The sequence below is a fragment of the Kitasatospora griseola genome (assembly GCF_014648555.1).
GTDB classification, from domain to species: Bacteria; Actinomycetota; Actinomycetes; order Streptomycetales; family Streptomycetaceae; genus Kitasatospora; species Kitasatospora griseola.
Genome location: NZ_BMRI01000025.1, coordinates 72,578 through 88,695, shown reverse-complemented (window position 1 = coordinate 88,695; position 16,118 = coordinate 72,578). Strand labels below are relative to the sequence as shown.

Here is a 16,118-nt window from a genome sequence, read left to right as displayed (position 1 = left end):
GGGCGTCGCCGCTGGTAGGAAGGGGGGCCATGGACGAGTACGAACTGCGGGCCGCGCGGCCCGCCGACATCGACGCGGTGCTGGCGTTCTGGGCCGAGGCCGCCGAGGGCACCAGCATCAGCGACGACCGGGCGGGCGTGGCGCGGCTGTTGGAGAGCGACCCGCGGGCGCTGATCCTGGCCGAGCGCGACGGCGCGATCCTGGGCACGGTGATCGCCGGCTGGGACGGCTGGCGCTGCCACCTGTACCGGCTCGCCGTCCATCCGTCGGCCCGCCGCCGGGGCATCGGCGGTGCGTTGCTGGCCGCCGCGCACACCCGCTTCGAGGAGCTCGGCGGCCGCCGGTCCGACGCGATGGTGCTGGAGCACAACGAACTCGGCCAGTCGGCCTGGCGGGCGGCCGGGTACGGGCGCGAGGAGCAGTGGCGCCGCTGGACCCGGCCGCTGGCCTGATCGATCGTCAATTCGCTTTGCGTCAGGCGGCCTTGAGGGTTCCGCCGTCGACCACGTGGTCCGCGCCGTGGATGTTGGCGGCGCGGTCCGAGAGCAGGAAGACCACCAGGTCGGCGACCTCCTCGGGAGTGGAGAGCCGACCCGACGCGGCGCCGGCCTGGCCCGCCAGGCTCTTCAGCATCACCTCGTGCGGGACGCCCATCGCCTCGGCGACCAGGCCGCCGAACCTGGTGGGGTCGGTCCACATGTCGGTCACGGTGTTGCCGGGGGAGACGGTGTTGACGCGCACGCCGCGCGGCGCGAGGTCCTCGCTGAGGCGCTTGCCGAACTGGGTGAGCGCCGCCTTGGCCTCCGCGTAGCCGACCGGGGAACCGGTCGGGATGCGGGCGTTGATCGAGGAGACGTTGACGATCGCGCCGCGTCGCGCCAGCAGGCTGGGCAGCGCCGCCCGGGTGACGCGCACCGCCGACATCACGTTCAGGTCGAACAGCGACTGCCACTGCTCGTCCGACACGTCCAGCACGCTGCCCAGGGTGATCGTCGAGGCGTCGCCCGCGCCCACGTTGTTGACCAGCAGATCGATGCCGCCGAGCGTCTCCAGCGCCTGCTCGACCGCGTACTCCACACCCTGACGGGTGCTCAGGTCCGCGATCGCCGCGGTGGCGAAAGCGGCCAGCTCCGGGGTGGCGGTGCGGGTCGCGCCCACCACCTTCACTCCCTCCGTGGCCAGTGCGCGGGCGACGGCGAGGCCGATGCCGCGTCCTGCGCCGGTGACCAGGGCGGTGCGGCCGTTGAGTCCGAGATCCATGGCTCCTCGTTTCCGGTCCGGCCGGTGTGGACGGCCGATATTCTTGAATCAGAGGTCAAATATCAGGGCGTGAGTGACCGCACGGCTTCATGTGCCGCGCGGTGTCGGTGTCGTGCGATGTGGCTCCGGTGGCGTGCGGTCAGGCGCCGAACACGGTGGTGATGGTGGTGTCCACGACCTTCAGCACCGCGTCGCGGTCGTAGGTTCTGGCCATCACCCGGAGGCCGGCCATCGCCGCCACCAGGAATCTGGCCTGCGCCCCCGCGTCCATCGACGCCGGAACGTCGCCCTCCAGTCGGCCCCGCTCGATGCGCGCGGCCAGCAGGTCGACGCCGCGATCGGTCAACCGGCGCACCGCGAGCGCGACGTCCGCATCCCGTCCGCCCAGCTCCAGCGCGGTGTTGACGGCGAGACAGCCGCGCCGCACCGGGGCGTCGAAGTCCGTGTCCACCAGCGTCGTCATGTAGGTGCGGACGCACTCCTTCGTGCTGCCCGGCCCCGAGAGCAACTCCTCGATCAACTCGGCGCCGGTCCGGTCGTAAGCATCCAGCGCCCGCCCGAACAGTTCCCGCTTCGAGCCGAACGCGTGATACAGGCTGCCCTTCCCGATCCCCGCCGCTTCGGCCAGCTCGGCCGGCGAGGACCCGGCGTAGCCGTTCGTCCAGAACACCTGCATCGCCTGTGCGATCGCGGTGTCCTCGTCGAACTGCTTCGGTCGTCCCATGGCCTGACGGTACGACATATTTGAACCCAGGGTCAACTATGCGCGGGCTGCGGGCTGCGGGCTGCGGGCCGAGGCGCCCTGGCGTTCAGGCGCTCAGATGCTCAGGTGCCGGAAGAGTTCCTTGTGCCCTTCCGGGGTGGGGTGCACACCGTCGACGAACAGGTGGGGCCGGTCGCGGAGCGGCTCCCACAGGTCGATGAAGTCGATGTGGTTGCCCTGGCACCAGGCGCGGAGGGCGGCGCGCAGTGCAAGCGCCCGCGCCGTGGTGAAGCGGAGGCCCTCGTAGTCGTCGAGTCGTGTCTCGTCGAGCCAGGCCGGTCCGACGACGACCATACGGGCGTTGTGCCGCAGGGCAGTTGCGGCCAGTGGGGCGAGATGGTCGGCGAGGTGCGACAGGTTGTCGCGGGCGGTTTCGGGCGCGGCGAGCTGTACGGCGGAGTCGTTGATCCCCGCGGCCACGACGAGCGTGTCGGGGTGGCGGGGAGCCAGCAGCGGCGGTGTCTGCGCGGCGACGTCCGCCAGGGTGCTGCCGGGGATGGCCAGGTTGAAGACCCGGTGGTCCGTCTCGTTCGAGGCGATGTGGGCCGCCGCCAGGTGGGCGGCCCAGCCTCCCTGAGGGTCGCAACGTCCGTAGGCGATGCTGTCGCCGACGATCACGATGCGTGCCGCCGGGCGCAGCGGTCGCGCGTCCAGGTGGGCCCAGGCCGGCTCGCCCGAGCCGAGGAGGACGCGCCGCCGGGCACGGTCGGCTCCCTCGTGGGCGTCGGCTGCGGCCAACTCCCGGTCGGTCAGCCACAGGACGGCGCCCTCGACCGTGCCGCCGAACTCGCGCTGCAGGTCTCGACCGTCGGTGGCGGTCTCCAGGGGGCCGGCCGTGTGGCCGGCGAGCGACGCCGGGGTCGTCGGCACCGCGCGGCCGAACAGGGCGGCCTGAACCTGCGGGTCCAGCAACGGGCCGTGGGCGAACAGCGGGTGGGGGCGGGACTCGGTCACTGCGGTGTCGTGGCCTTTCACTCGGAACGATCACGTCACCCTATCGGCCCGATGAATCCCGCCACCGTGCCGCTGACGAGGCACTTCGTCCTGATCGTGCGGGCCGGCGCGGGGGGCGGCGCCGGTGCGCGTCACTGGCCGAGCAGGTGGGCGAAGTCGTTGCCCAGGCCGCCGAGCATGGGCAGGGCGCCCAGGTCGGTGATGGTGCCGACGGGGACGCTGTAGCCCTGGTTGGGGGTCGTCGGCACCGCCGGGGCGGTCGTCGGGGCGTCGGCGGTGGCCGAGACGGCGGTGAGCGGGGCGGCGGCCAGGAGGACGGCGGCGAGGGCGGCGAGGGCGGTGCGCATGGGCGGGATCCTTCGGGACGTGCGGGGCCGACGGTCGTCCGGACGTCCCGTCGTCCGTCCGGCCGGCCGTTCGGCAGTTCGGTCGTTCAACGGGTGGGCGGGGCAGGTGGTGACGGAGTGCCGCCCGTTCGGCGTCACGACGGGAGGGTGCGGGCCTCGGCGGTGAGGCGGGCGGCCAGGTCCTCGGCGAGGCGGGCCCGGTGGCCGCGGCGGCGGCGCGAGAGGGCGAGGCCGAGATGGCGGCGCGGGGCGGGTTCGGCAAGGGGGAGGACGACCAGCTCGGGGTGGTCGGCGAGGCCGATCTGCGGGATCAGCGCGATGCCGACCCCTGACCGGACCAGCGACTGGGCGAACTCGTAGTCCGTCGCGGTGCAGGAGATCCGCAGGTCCAGCCCGGCCAGCGCGGCGAACCGGGACAGCTGCCCGGCGGACTTGCGGCAGCCCAGGATCCAGCGCTGGTCGGCGAGTTCGGACAGGTGCAGGGCCGCCGGGGCCGACTGCGCGAGCGGGTGGCGGCGGGGGAGGACCACCCGCAGCGGATCCTCGACCAGGGCCGTCCAGTCCAGGCCGGACCGGTCGCCGGCCCGGGCCGGTGGCGGGCCGTCCAGGTGGTAGGCGAGGGCGAGGTCGGCGCGGCCCTCGCGCACCGCGGGCAGGCTGTCCTCCGGCTCGGCCTCCAGGATGGTCAGCTCCACCTCCGGATGGTCGGCGACGAACCCGGCCAGCGCGCCCGGCAGCAGCCGACGGCCGCCGCTGGCGAAGGTCGCGACGGTGAACCCGGTGCGGACGGCGGTCAGCCGGGTGATCCGCTGCTCGGTGTCGGCGAGTTCGGCCGCGATCGAGTCCGCCGCCTCGACCAGCACCCGGCCGGTCTCCGTCAACGTCACACCCCGGGTGGACCGTTCGACCACGGCCGCGCCCAGGCTGCGCTCCAGCGCGGCGATCTGCTGGGAGACCGCGGAGGCCGTGCAGTGCAGCGCCGCGGCCGCCTGGTTGAAGCTTCCCCGGCGGGCCACCTCCCGCAGGACGGCCAGTCGTTGAACGTCGATCAACAGTTCTCCTGTGGACGGGATCCTCGGCTCGACACTACCGCTGGTGTCCAGTGCCCGGCAGGCTGCTCTCCGGTGAACGATCAACTCGCGGTCCACGGACCGGAAGGGGCCGGAAGAGACGTGAACGAGCAGACCACCCGCACCACCGGCGGCATCCCGGTGGGCGCGATCGGACTCGGCGCGATGCCGCTGTCCGTCGAGGGCCGCCCCGACGAGACGCAGGCGATCGCCACCCTGCACGCCGCACTCGACGCGGGCGTCCGGCTGATCGACACCGCCGACAGCTACCACTGGCACGCCGACGAAGTCGGCCACAACGAACGGCTGATCGCTCGCGCCCTGGCGACGTACGGCGGCGACACCGCCGACGTCCTGGTGGCGAGCAAGGGCGGCCGGGGACGACCCGGCGACGGCTCGTGGACCGTCAACGGCGACCCGCGCCACCTGCGTCGCGCGGCCGAGGCCTCGGCCGCCCGCCTCGGCGTGGACGCGATCGGCCTCTACCAGCTGCACAAGCCCGACCTCGAGGTGCCGTTCGCCGACTCGGTGGGAGCGCTGCGCGACCTGGCCGACGCGGGAACGATCCGCCTGGTCGGTCTGTCCAACGTGGACGGCGCGCAGATCCGCACCGCCCGGGGCATCCTCGGCGACCGCCTGGTCTCGGTGCAGAACCGCTTCTCGCCCGCCCACCAGGACACCCGCGACACCCTCGACCTGTGCACCGGGCTCGGCCTGGCCTTCCTCCCCTGGAGCCCCCTCGGCGGCATCTCGCTCAGCGCCGTCGACGACCCGGCCGCCCCCACCCCGCCGACCGCCACCCCCTTCCACGCCCTTGCCGCAGCCCACGACGTCAGCCCCCAACAGATCTGCCTCGCCTGGCACTTGGCTCAGTCCCCGACCGTCCTCCCGATCCCCGGCGCCCGCCGCCCCGCCTCCATCCGCGACTCCGCCGCCGCGGCCCATCTCACCCTCACCCCGGCCGAACTCGCCACCCTCCACCTCTGACCGGACGCCCCGTCAGTGGCCCGTCGTCCCGAGCCACTTGAGCGTGGCGGCCAGCTCCGCGCCGAAGTCCTCGCAGCGTGCGATCAGGTCCCGGCCGGCGGGCGTGTCGAGCAGGCCGTCGGCGGCGGGGAGGGTGGGGAGCGTCTCGACGCAGCCGTGTTCGACAGCGAGGTTGCGGGAGGCGAAGTAGCCCAGGCCGTGACTCCGGACGGGCGCGGGCAGGGCGGCGAGGTACTGGCGGTGGGCATCCTGCGAGGGGTGGCCGTAGAACGAGGCCTCGACGCACTGGTCGACGTAGTGGGCCAAGTCGCGCGGGCCCTCGACGATGAACTCGACCTGGTCGTCGGCCTGGTCGTCGGCCTGGTCCTCGCTCTGGTCCTCGGCGGGCTCCGCCAGGGCCTCGCCGAACGCCAACAGCCGGACGAGAGTCTCCAGTTGCACGAGCTCACGGACGTCCGGGTCGTCCACCTCGGAGTCGAAGAGCGGGGCGCGGGACAGTTCGGCGACGGCCCGGCGGTACCGGCCGTCCGACTGCTCGTCGGGCGCCGACACCGCCGACCGGAACAGCTCGTCGACCGCCGTGCGGTCGAGGCCCCACTCGGCGTCCCACTCGAACGCGAGCATCGACGCCCGCAGCCGCCACAGGGCGAGCGCGGCGGCCCGGCGCTGCCGGAGGGGCGTCGGTGGCATCGGCCTGGGTCGCAGGCTGTGGCCGGCCATCCGGACGTCGGCCTTTCAAGGCCGCTACTCGGCCGCGCGGTAGGTGGAGACGGAGCCGCCGTTGCTGAATTCCAGCGTCTCGACGGGGGTGAACGGGCGCGGCCGGAACTCGCCGGCGAAGGCGGGGAGGCCGGTGCCGGCCACCACGGGGTAGCGCTTCCAGATCAGTTCGTCGATCTCCGGCAGCAGTTCGCCCGCGAGCCGGGCGCCGCCGCACAGCCAGATGTCGCTGTCGCCGGGCTGCTGCTTCAACTCCCGGACCAGGCCCAGCGGGTTGGTGCGCACCACGTTGACCGCAGGGTCGGTGGGCTCGGGCAGGGTGGAGGACACCACGTACTGCTTCAGGTGTGCGTACGGGCTGGTGATGCCGATGTCCAGCGCGGGGCGGTAGGTGTTCAGGCCCATCACCAGGGTGTCGAAGCGCTTGTTGGGCGCTCCGTCGAGGCCGATGTGCGGCCGGACGTGGCTCGGCATGGTCTCGGGGAACTCGGCCCGGAGGTACTCCACCATGTCGTCGCACTGGGGGTAGAAGTCGAACTCGCCGGCCGGGCCGGCGATGAAGCCGTCGATGGAGACGGCGACGTAGTACACGAGCTTTCGCATCTGGTGCCTTTCGAAGGTTTACCACTTGGCCTGTAGTACTCTGCTTGGAGTGGTAGGACCGTAGCACTACGAGTGGAGTGGTTACAAGCACATGGCCAGAAGCAATCCCGAACGACGCGCGGCCCTGCTCGACGCCGCGATCGAAGTCCTCGCCGAGGAAGGCGCCCGCGGACTCACCTTCCGCGCCGTCGACCAGCGCGCCGCCGTCCCCGCCGGCACCGCCTCCAACTACTTCGCCAACCGCGACGCCCTGCTCACCCAGTGCGCCGAACGCGTCTACGAGCGGCTCGGCGCCGACCCCGACGCCCTCGCCCAGGGCCTGACCGGGCCGCGCGACACCGCCCGGGTCGCCGAGCTGATGCACCAACTCGTCGACCGGGTCGCCGACTTCCCGACCGGCTTCCTCGCCCTGCTGGAACTGCGGCTGGCCGCGCTGCGCCGCCCCGAACTGCGCGAGACGGTCACCCGCCGGATCGGCGCGGACCTCCGCTTCAACATCGACTACCACCTCGCCGCCGGCCTGCCCGGCGATGCCACCGCCGTCCAACTGCTCTACCTGGCCCTGAACTGGCTCATCCTGGAACGCCTCGCCCTGCCCGACCTGTTCACGCCCGAACAACGCACCGCACTGGTCGACGAGCTGGTGGCCCGCCTGATCGGCAACGGCGGGAGCGGCGGGAGCGGCAGGAGTGGCGGGAGCGGCGCGAGCGGCCCGGGTGTTGGTCTGTGAGCGATTGCTGCGCTGAAGGGTGGGTTTCGAACACTTCTGAACAGGACAACGTGCAGGATTCTGTGCGCGGTTGTTGACAAGTGCTCGATCGGGGCCCGGATACTGCATCTCATTGCAGAACGGGCCATCGAAGGAGTCCTCGTGTTCTCATCCCCGCGCAGACCGGCCGCCGCCGCGCTGGCCGCCGTCCTGTTGGCTGCGACGGCCGGTGTGGCCGGAGCGGTCGGCGTGGCGTCGGCCGCTCCGGCCGCGCCCGATGCCGCGACGTACACCGTCGCGGTGGGCGCTCCGGTGACGTACAACCATCCGACGGACACCCCGGCGGTGCCGTACCTGGACAAGGACGGCACGTTCTGGTTCCAGCAGTCCGCCGCGCTGTACGGCGCGAGCGATCCGCGCTACTGGGACTTCTTCACCGGGACGGACTTCGACACCGCCACCCGGTCCGCGGCGGTGTCCAACGCCGTCAACCCGGCGAACGCGCAGGACAAGAACAACGACACCACCTGGCGCTGCAACAACAGCCCGACCGGGAAGACCGCCACCGCCGCGCCGAGCGGCTCCGGTTACGCGCAGAAGAACTACTGCGACCTGTCGGGAATCTGGATCGACCCCGACACCGGCAACTGGTACGGCCTGGTCCACAACGAGTTCACACCCCAACCCTTCGGCGACGGGCTGCACTTCGACGCCATCGACTACGCGGTCTCCACCGACCAGGGCCGCACCTGGACGATCCGCGACCACGTGATCACCTCGCCGTACAGCACCGCGCGCGGCGACACCGCGCAGTTCCCGAACCAGACCTACTCGTACGGCGACGGCGACCAGCGTCTGCTGGTGGACGCCGCGTCGGGGTACTTCTACGTGTTCTACGGCTCCCGGGTGGTCGACAAGAGCGGCGGCTGGAAGGCGTTCTACGAGCACGTCGCGCGCGCCCCGATCGCCGGCAAGATGGCGCCGAACTCCTGGCAGAAGTGGTACAACGGCGCCTGGGGCGAGCCCGGTGTCGGCGGCCAGGAGTCCAACATGGTGCCCGTCGGGGCGTCGAGCAGCACCGGGTACACGCCCGCCTCCGGCGAGTACAACCCGGCGAACACCGGCACCTCCGCCCAGCAGATCGCGGCCGGACGGATGCCCGCCACCTCGCCGCTGTTCGTCATGGACGTCACCTGGAACGCCTACCTCGGCCTGTACATCGGCGAGCCGCAGGCCGTCGACCAGAGCGGCAACGCCCCGCAGCAGTTCTACGCCACCGACAACCTGGCCACCCAGAAGTGGTACCCGATCGGGGACACCGGCGGCTACCACACCGCGTCCTGGTACCGCTGGTTCCTGGACGGGGCCAACCGCACCAGCTCCGCGATCGTCGGCAAGTCGTTCCGCTCGTACTGCGCGTTCGGCTGCTCCGGCGGCGCGTCCGGCCAGTACGTCAACGTCACCATCGACTCCAGCGCGCCCGCCGCGCCGCCGGTCGACCTGACGAAGGCGTACCGGATCGCGGGCGGCGGCGGCCGGGTGCTCGCCCAGGTCTCCGGCGGCTCCACCACCACCTCGCTGGCCGCGCCCACCGGGTCCGCGTTGGAGTCGTGGACCTTCGCCACCAACGGCGACGGCTCCTACCGGATCGTCAACTCCTCGACCGGGCAGCTGCTCGGCGTCGACTCCGGCGCGGTGGCCGGCCGGGCCTGGGGCGCGCAGCCGACCGCGACGGCCGCGCCCGTCGGCGGGCCGGGCACCGGGCAACAGTGGTGGGTGCTGCGCGGCACCGACGCGGCCGGCAACGCCGACGGCACCGTCAAGCTGGTGAACCGTTACAGCGGCCTGGCGCTCGGCCTCTCCGCCGCCACCGGCCGACTCGTCGAGACCGCTCCCGCTCGTTCCTGGACCGACACCTCCGGCAGTGCGGTCGGCGCGGGCCGCACCGCGGGCGAGCAGGCGCTCACCCTGACGGCGGTGGGCAGCGCGCCCGAGACCGTCACCGTCACCAACCCCGGCAACCAGGCCACCAAGGTCAACACCGCCGTCTCGCTGCAGCTCGGCGGCAACGACTCGGCCGGCAAGGCGCTGACCTGGACCGCCACCGGCCTGCCCGCCGGACTGGCCATCAGCCCGGCCGGCCTGATCACCGGCACCCCGACCACGGCCGGCTCCGCCACCGTCACGGTCACCGCCTCCTCCGGCACGGCGAGCGGATCGATCACCTTCGGCTGGGCGGTGAACCCGGCACTCACCGGCCCCCACACCCTGACCGCCTCCGGCAAGGCCCTGGACAACCCCAACCACTCCACCACCGCAGGCACCCAGCTGATCACCTGGACCCTCAACAGCGGGCAGAACCAGCGCTGGATCTTCACCCCGCAGGCCGACGGCAGCTACCAGATCAGCAACGCCGAGTCGACCCTGTGCATGGACGTGAACGGCGGCTCCGGCAGCGCGGGCGCGGCGATCATCCAATACACCTGCACCGGCGGCAGCAACCAGCGCTGGATCGTCAGCGCGGTGAGCGGCGGCTACACCATCGCCTCGCAGAGCAGCGGGTTGCTGGTCACCACCGCCTCCACCGCCAACGGCGCACTGGTCACCCAGCAGCCCGACACCGCGTCGACGCTGCAGCGCTGGACCATCGGCTGACGGGAGGACAGGAAGACGGCGCGACGGGGGTTTCCGTCGCGCCGTCTCCGCCTGCTCGGCCCGGGTGGTGTCTGCTCAGCCCGGGTGGTGCGCCGTCGCGAAGGCCTCGGCGTTCCAGTGGCCGCCCAGCGACGGGGCGAGCGAGGAGGCGGCCAACTCCCGGAAGGCGGCGGGGGACCGGTCGGCCGCCGCGCCGGCCGGCAGGGCGCCCAGCAGCGGGGCGCCGGCGGCGGACGGCAGGTCGGCGAGGTTGCAGCGGGCCGCGAGGTCCGGGTCGGCGGGCCAGCTGCCGACCACCACCCCGCGCAGCGCCAGGCCACGGTGGCCCAGCGCCTCCGCGGTCAGCGCCGTCGCATTCAGGGTGCCCAGGCCGGCCGCCGCGACCAGGACGAACTCGACCTGGACGCCCGCGAGTTCGCAGGCAGCGGCGAGGTCGGCCAGCGTCCGGCCCGACTCGTCGTAGCGGACCAGCAGCCCGCCCGCGCCCTCCACCAGCACCGTCCCGAAACGGTCCGCCAGGTCGGCCACGGCCTTCGCCACGTCCTCCGGCGCGAGGGTCGGCAGACCGGCCCGCCGGGCGGCCGTGTCGGGGGCCAACGGCTCGGGGTAGCGGGCCAGTTCGACACCGTGCACCAGCGGACCGGCCAGCCGGGCCACCTCGTCCACGTCGCCCGGCTCGCCCGGCGCCAGCCCGGTCTGGCCGGGCTTGAGCACCGCGACCGGGTCGGTGCTCAGCGCGGCGAGGGCCGCGGTGGTGACGGTCTTGCCGACCTCGGTGCCGGTGCCGGTGACGAACAGAACGGGCGACATGGTGCTTCCTCGATGCAGGTGGAACGGTGGCGCGGTGGTTCAGCTGCGGTGCGCCGCGTGGGACGCGGACGCCGCGGCGGCGACGGCGCGGCCGATCGCGGCCACGTCGGCGTTCCCGGTGACGAACGGCGGCATGGTGTAGATCAGGTCGCGGAACGGCCGCAGCCACACGCCCTGTTCGGCGGCGGCCGCGGTCGCCGCCGCCATGTCGACCGGCGCGTCCAGCTGCACCACGCCGATCGCGCCCAGCACCCGGACATCCCGCACGCCGGGCTGCCCGGCGCACGGGGCGAGGGCGTCGCGCAGCGCCGACTCGATGCGTTTGACCTCGGTGCGCCAGTCCTGACGCAGCAGCAGGTCGATCGAGGCGTTGGCGGCGGCGGTGGCCAGCGGGTTGCCCATGAACGTCGGGCCGTGCGCCAGCACCGGGACCTCGCCGCGCGAGATGCCCTCCGCGACCCTGCTGGTGCACAGGGTGGCGGCCAGCGTCAGATAGCCGCCGGTGAGCGCTTTCCCGAGGCACATCACGTCCGGGGAGACGCCCGCGTGGTCGGCGGCGAACAGTTCGCCGGTGCGGCCGAAGCCGGTGGCGATCTCGTCGAAGACCAGCAGCACGTCGTGCGCGTCGCACAACTCGCGCAGCGCGGTCAGATAGGCGGGGGAGTGAAAGCGCATTCCGCCCGCGCCCTGCACCACCGGCTCGACGATCACCGCAGCCAGCTCGCCGGCGTGACGTTCGATCAGGTCGGCGAGATGCGCCAGGTACTCCGGGTCGGCCGGGGCGTCGTACCCGGCGGGCGGCTCGTCGGCGAACAGCTGACGGGGCAGCACCCCGCCCCACAGGTGGTGCATCCCGCCCTCGGGGTCGCACACCGACATGGGGTGGAAGGTGTCGCCGTGGTAGCCGCCGCGCCAGGTCAGCACCCGCCGCTTCGCCGGCCGCCCCAGCGACTGCCAGTACTGCAGGCACATCTTCAGCGCCACCTCGACCGCCACCGAACCGGAGTCGGCGAGGAACACGTGCTGCAGTGGCTTGGGCGTCAACTCCACCAGCTTGACGGCGAGTTCGACGGCCGGACGGTGCGTCAGCCCGCCGAACATGACGTGGCTCATCCGCTCCAGCTGGTCGCGGACGGCTGCGTCCAGCTCCGGGTGCCGGTAGCCGTGGATCGCCGCCCACCAGGACGACATGCCGTCGATCAGCTCCTCGTGCCCGCCCACCGGCTCGGCCAGCCGCAGGCGGACACCCGCGGCCGACTCCACCACGAACGGCCGGACCGTCCCCGGCATCGGACCGTACGGGTGCCAGACGTGCGCCCGGTCCAGGTCGAGCAACTGCGCTGCGTCCCTCACGCGTTCGGCGCCAGTTCGGTGCCCGCGCCACGACGGCGCACCCGGACCAGGTCGGTCCGCGCCTCGTCCTCGGAGCCCTCCTCGGTCGAGGGACCGCCGCACGGGCCGCAGGCGCTCGCGTCCTTGTGGCCGCCGCACCCGGAGTCGCCGTCGCAGGCCGAGTCGCTGCTGCCGCAGACCGACGCGCCGCCGCCGCAGCCGCCGGCCGAGGCGGTGGCACGGTGGCGGGGCAGGGTGGTCTGCTCGGCGCCCTCCACCTCGAAACCGGCGTCCTTGATCATGTCGAGGTCGGCCTGGCCGGCCTGGCCCTCGCTGGTCAGGTAGTCGCCCAGGAAGATCGAGTTGGCGATGTGCAGGCCCAGCGGCTGCATAGAGCGCAGGTGCACCTCGCGGCCGCCCGCGATCCGCACCTCGATGTCCGGGCAGACGAATCGGACCATCGCGAGGATCCGCAGGCAGCGCTGCGGCGTCAGGTTCCACTCCTCCGCGAGCGGGGTCCCCTCGAACGGGATCAGGAAGTTCACCGGCACCGAGTCCGGGTCCAGCTCGCGCAGCGCGAAGACCACGTCGACCAGGTCCTCGTCGCTCTCGCCCATGCCCGCGATCAGGCCGGAACAGGCGGACAGGCCCGCCCCGTGGGCCTTCGCCACGGTGTCCACCCGGTCCGCATAGGTGTGGGTGGTCGTGATGTCGCCGTAGGTGCTCTCGGAGGTGTTCAGGTTGTGGTTGTACGCGTCCGCGCCGGCCGCCTTCAGGCGCTCGGCCTGATTGTCCGACAGCAGGCCCAGGCAGGCGCACACCTCGACCTGCTCGTCCGCGCCCTTGATGGCGGCGATGGTGTCCGCGACCCGGTCGATGTCCCGGTCCGTCGGCCCGCGCCCGCTGGCGACCAGGCACACCCGCTTCGCGCCGCCGGCCACGCCTGCGGCAGCCGCCTCGGCGGCCTGATCCGGCTTCAGCCAGGTGTACTTGAGGATTTCCGCCTTCGACCCGAGCCGCTGCGAGCAGTACGAGCAGTCCTCCGGGCACAGCCCGCTCTTCAGGTTCACCAGGTAGTTGAGCTTCACCCGCCGCCCGAACCACTGCCGGCGCACCCGGCCCGCCGCCGCGACCACATCCAGCAGCTCGTCATCCGTGGTGGCCAGTACGGCCAGCGCCTCCTCGCGGGTGGGCAGTTCCCGGCGAAGGCCCTTGTCGGTCAGCGTGTCGAGGAGATCCATGGCCCGATCCTGCCCGGGCGGCCCCGCCGTCCGCCAGAGGGAACACACCAGAAGATCGCCCGGAGCGTGTGCGAGTAGTCACAACACACCCTGACCTGCCGCTTTGCTTACCATCTGACGGTATTCCACGGCCCTCGGCGCCCGGCGAGACATGCATCACACAGGGTGACGTCCGATCGGCGGCACGTCGGCACGTCGGCACATCGGCCCGTTCAGCGGTCCGGACCCGACCAGGCCACCGGGCGGTCGTTGCGGGACATCGGCAGGTACTGGAGGTCGACCGGGCCGGGGTAGAAGGCGGAGCTGTTCGGGCCGCCCATGTCCTCGCCGGCGAGGTAGCGGTGGAGCCACTCCGTGAAGCTCATCCGGTACTCGTACCAGCAGACGTCCTGGTCCACGACGCAGATGCGCAGGCCCGGGTCGTCGCCGTCGCCACCGTTGCTGTCGCTGTCGTTGCTGTCGTCGTCGGGGAGCGGAGCGAGGAAGACGTACTCGCCGCGGTCGGTGCCCGCGATCGGGATCAGGCCGCCGGCGGTCCCGAACGTCACCTCCGACAGGCCGAGCGCAGTCCGCGGGTCCTCCTCCGGGTCCTCCCACTCCTCCTCGTCGAAGTCGACGTCGGCCCAGGCCCGGGCGGTCTCGTGGATCCACTTCCCGAGGTTCCACCGGTCGGTGGCCGGATGGTGCAGGTAGAGGTGGTGGTTGATCCGGATCGGGGCGTGCGCGTCCACGACGGCCTTGAAGTCCGCCGGCAGCGCCATGCCGAGACCGGCTTCCAGCTCGGCCCACGCCGCAGCGTCGGCGAAGCGGTGCGCACCGGGGCCGAGCACGGCGAGCACCTCGGTCAGACGGTCGGGCACGGGTTCTCCTCCATCGGGAGTCGGACGTCGGGAGGGAGTGTGTCGGGAGGGAGTGCAGCGGTCAGGCATGCGGCGGTGAGGCGTGAAGCGGTCAGGCGTGCGGCGCGGGCGGGGTCAGCGGGGCCGGCGGGACGGGCTGCGCGGTGGCGCGCAGGCGGGCCTCCTGGTGGGAGGTGACCTGCTGGATCATCAGGATGGCGAGCGCTCCGGCGGCCAGGCCTGCCGCCATGTCGAAGAGCGAGTAACCGGTGGCGTTCCCGCTGAGCCGGCTGATCCACAGGGAGCCGAGCGTCTTGGCGAGCCAGGCGGCCCACCAGGCGTTGATCAGCCAGGCACCGGCGGTGGGCGCGGTGATGCGCCAGATGTCGAGCGCGATCCGGCGCGGGATCCACCACATCGCCAGGGGGATGAACCAGGCGCCGATCGTCCACCCGGCCGAGTACTTCTGCAGCCCCGGACCGAAGCGGTCGACATTGATCCGGCAGCGCCGGAACCAGAGGATGAACAGGACGACCGGGGCGAAGAACAGCACTGGCACGAGCAGCAGGGACACGGAGAACAGCGTCAACCTGGTGCCGCCGGTTGCGCCGAGCACCAGGCTCCAGGCGGTCTGGACGCCGATCGCCGTCTGCGCGGCGACGGCCAGCCGCCGAAAGCCCGCGAGCGATCCATGCTTGGGCAGGACCTGCGGCTGCGGCTGGTCGTAGGCGGATTCGGAGTGCACGACGAGCCCCCACCGGAACGTGCCTGCGGTGCTGGTCACGCGCAGAGATGGGCTGAAGAATAGGGGTCGCGTTCGAATTGTCAAAGCCGGTTTGCCCGTTCAGTGGCACCGCACGACCGCGTCGGCCCCGTCGAAGCCCCCCAGCGCCGAGTCAACGCCGAATCAACGCCGAGTCACGGCTTTCGCGCCAGGGCGCAGGAGATCATCCGCTCCCACACCGTCAGCTCGCGCCGCTCCGCGCCGGTTTCGCTGCCCGTCGCGTAACTCGGCCGCCACAGCGAGCAGTTGACGAGGCCCGGGGGGAGCAGTTCGAGGTCGCCGAACAGAGCGGTGATCTCCTCGTCGGTGCGCCAGCGGCCGCGGCCGAAGGTGTCCTGGAGTTTCCGTTCCGCGATCCGGGTCTGCTCGTTGTCGCCGGAGCGGAAGTGGGAGAGGTAGACCTGACTGCCCGACGGCACCTGGTCCGTCCACCAGCGGACCAGATCCCCGGGCCGCTCCGCGTCGTCGAGATGGTGCAGGACGGCGCTGAAGACGAGGCCCACCGGCTCGTCGAAGTCGATCAGGTTCGCCACGTCGGGACGGCGGCGGATGCTCTCCGGGTCACGGACGTCCGCCCCGATCAGCACGGTGCGTTCGTCGGCGGCCAACAGGGCGCGGCCGTGGGCCAGGACGGTCGGATCGTTGTCGACGTAGGCGACGCGCGCGTCGGGCCGGTGCCGCTGGGCGACCTGGTGCACGTTGTCGGCGGTCGGCAGACCGCTGCCCATGTCGATGAACTGACGGATGCCGTCGGAGGCCATCGTCCCCACGGCGCGAATCAGCGCCCGCCGGTTCTCGACCGGGACGGCCACCGAACCGGGCAGACCCTTGAGGAAGAAGTCGCCGATCTCGCGGTCGACGGCGTAATTGTCCGTGCCGCCGAGCAGATAGTCGTAGATGCGAGCGATGCTCGGCTTCGACGGATCGATTCCTGTGGTGTCGCCCGGCATTGAGACCAACCCCTGTCGCTCGGACTGTCGGCCTCCCCATCGTAGGAGCGCGCCGCCCGGTGGAGACGGTGAATCGCCGGGCGCCGTCAACTCG

General features: G+C 72.3%; 17 protein-coding genes. 4 read left to right on the top strand and 13 right to left on the bottom strand.

All coding sequences use genetic code 11. From position 1 onward, the window contains the following. Window positions 1-29 precede the first annotated feature (29 nt). Window positions 30-452 (top strand): GNAT family N-acetyltransferase, encoded by a 423-nt coding sequence (locus tag IEZ12_RS26330; protein WP_189275308.1) that lies wholly within the window; start codon window positions 30-32, stop codon window positions 450-452. 22 nt (window positions 453-474) lie between these two features. On the opposite strand, the gene IEZ12_RS26325 is transcribed toward IEZ12_RS26330, so the two are convergent. From IEZ12_RS26325 to IEZ12_RS26305, 5 genes are all read right to left on the bottom strand, one after another. Next, the gene (locus IEZ12_RS26325) at window positions 475-1,260 is read right to left on the bottom strand and encodes an SDR family oxidoreductase (protein ID WP_189275306.1); all 786 of its coding nucleotides are present in this window, start codon (window positions 1,258-1,260) and stop codon (window positions 475-477) included. Between the two features lie 139 nt (window positions 1,261-1,399). Then, window positions 1,400-1,984, bottom strand: a complete 585-nt coding sequence (locus IEZ12_RS26320) for a TetR/AcrR family transcriptional regulator (RefSeq protein WP_189275304.1) — start codon at window positions 1,982-1,984, stop codon at window positions 1,400-1,402. 93 nt (window positions 1,985-2,077) lie between these two features. Further along, on the bottom strand, window positions 2,078-2,977 hold the full coding sequence (locus IEZ12_RS26315) for a GDSL-type esterase/lipase family protein (RefSeq protein WP_189275302.1): 900 nt from the start codon (window positions 2,975-2,977) through the stop codon (window positions 2,078-2,080). Between the two features lie 131 nt (window positions 2,978-3,108). Then, window positions 3,109-3,324: a hypothetical protein gene (locus tag IEZ12_RS26310; RefSeq protein WP_189275300.1), complete on the bottom strand. Its 216-nt coding sequence runs from the start codon at window positions 3,322-3,324 to the stop codon at window positions 3,109-3,111. A 134-nt stretch (window positions 3,325-3,458) separates the two neighbouring features. Continuing rightward, a complete protein-coding gene (locus IEZ12_RS26305; RefSeq protein WP_189275298.1) occupies window positions 3,459-4,376 on the bottom strand; it encodes a LysR family transcriptional regulator in 918 nt (305 codons plus the stop codon). 183 nt (window positions 4,377-4,559) lie between these two features. On the opposite strand from IEZ12_RS26305, the gene IEZ12_RS26300 reads away from it, so the two are divergent. Continuing rightward, window positions 4,560-5,381, top strand: a complete 822-nt coding sequence (locus IEZ12_RS26300) for an aldo/keto reductase (RefSeq protein ID WP_189275346.1) — start codon at window positions 4,560-4,562, stop codon at window positions 5,379-5,381. A 12-nt stretch (window positions 5,382-5,393) separates the two neighbouring features. On the opposite strand, the gene IEZ12_RS26295 is transcribed toward IEZ12_RS26300, so the two are convergent. Together IEZ12_RS26295 and IEZ12_RS26290 are read right to left on the bottom strand one after the other, a co-directional pair. After that, complete coding sequence (locus IEZ12_RS26295) at window positions 5,394-6,071, bottom strand: hypothetical protein (protein ID WP_189275297.1); 678 nt, start codon at window positions 6,069-6,071, stop codon at window positions 5,394-5,396. Between the two features lie 54 nt (window positions 6,072-6,125). Next, complete coding sequence (locus tag IEZ12_RS26290; RefSeq protein ID WP_189275295.1) at window positions 6,126-6,704, bottom strand: dihydrofolate reductase family protein; 579 nt, start codon at window positions 6,702-6,704, stop codon at window positions 6,126-6,128. Window positions 6,705-6,795: 91 nt separating this feature from the next. Between IEZ12_RS26290 and IEZ12_RS26285 the strand changes: the two genes are divergently transcribed. Further along, on the top strand, window positions 6,796-7,434 hold the full coding sequence (locus IEZ12_RS26285; protein WP_189275293.1) for a TetR/AcrR family transcriptional regulator: 639 nt from the start codon (window positions 6,796-6,798) through the stop codon (window positions 7,432-7,434). A 141-nt stretch (window positions 7,435-7,575) separates the two neighbouring features. Continuing rightward, window positions 7,576-10,068 carry an RICIN domain-containing protein gene (locus IEZ12_RS26280; RefSeq protein ID WP_189275291.1) on the top strand — a complete coding sequence of 831 codons (2,493 nt, stop codon included), beginning with the start codon at window positions 7,576-7,578 and terminating at the stop codon, window positions 10,066-10,068. A gap of 75 nt (window positions 10,069-10,143) precedes the next feature. Here the strand turns inward: IEZ12_RS26280 and bioD are convergent, their stop codons facing one another. The 6 genes from bioD to IEZ12_RS26250 form a co-directional block, all read right to left on the bottom strand. Beyond that, window positions 10,144-10,878 carry a dethiobiotin synthase gene (bioD, locus tag IEZ12_RS26275; RefSeq protein ID WP_189275290.1) on the bottom strand — a complete coding sequence of 245 codons (735 nt, stop codon included), beginning with the start codon at window positions 10,876-10,878 and terminating at the stop codon, window positions 10,144-10,146. A 39-nt stretch (window positions 10,879-10,917) separates the two neighbouring features. Further along, on the bottom strand, window positions 10,918-12,168 hold the full coding sequence (locus tag IEZ12_RS26270) for an adenosylmethionine--8-amino-7-oxononanoate transaminase (protein WP_229848053.1): 1,251 nt from the start codon (window positions 12,166-12,168) through the stop codon (window positions 10,918-10,920). A 59-nt stretch (window positions 12,169-12,227) separates the two neighbouring features. Then, complete coding sequence (gene bioB / locus IEZ12_RS26265) at window positions 12,228-13,451, bottom strand: biotin synthase BioB (RefSeq protein WP_189275288.1); 1,224 nt, start codon at window positions 13,449-13,451, stop codon at window positions 12,228-12,230. Between the two features lie 212 nt (window positions 13,452-13,663). Continuing rightward, window positions 13,664-14,311 carry an SMI1/KNR4 family protein gene (locus IEZ12_RS26260; protein ID WP_189275287.1) on the bottom strand — a complete coding sequence of 216 codons (648 nt, stop codon included), beginning with the start codon at window positions 14,309-14,311 and terminating at the stop codon, window positions 13,664-13,666. A gap of 91 nt (window positions 14,312-14,402) precedes the next feature. Then, complete coding sequence (locus IEZ12_RS26255; RefSeq protein ID WP_189275285.1) at window positions 14,403-15,035, bottom strand: DUF4328 domain-containing protein; 633 nt, start codon at window positions 15,033-15,035, stop codon at window positions 14,403-14,405. A gap of 173 nt (window positions 15,036-15,208) precedes the next feature. After that, on the bottom strand, window positions 15,209-16,024 hold the full coding sequence (locus IEZ12_RS26250) for an SAM-dependent methyltransferase (protein WP_189275283.1): 816 nt from the start codon (window positions 16,022-16,024) through the stop codon (window positions 15,209-15,211). Window positions 16,025-16,118: the final 94 nt, after the last annotated feature.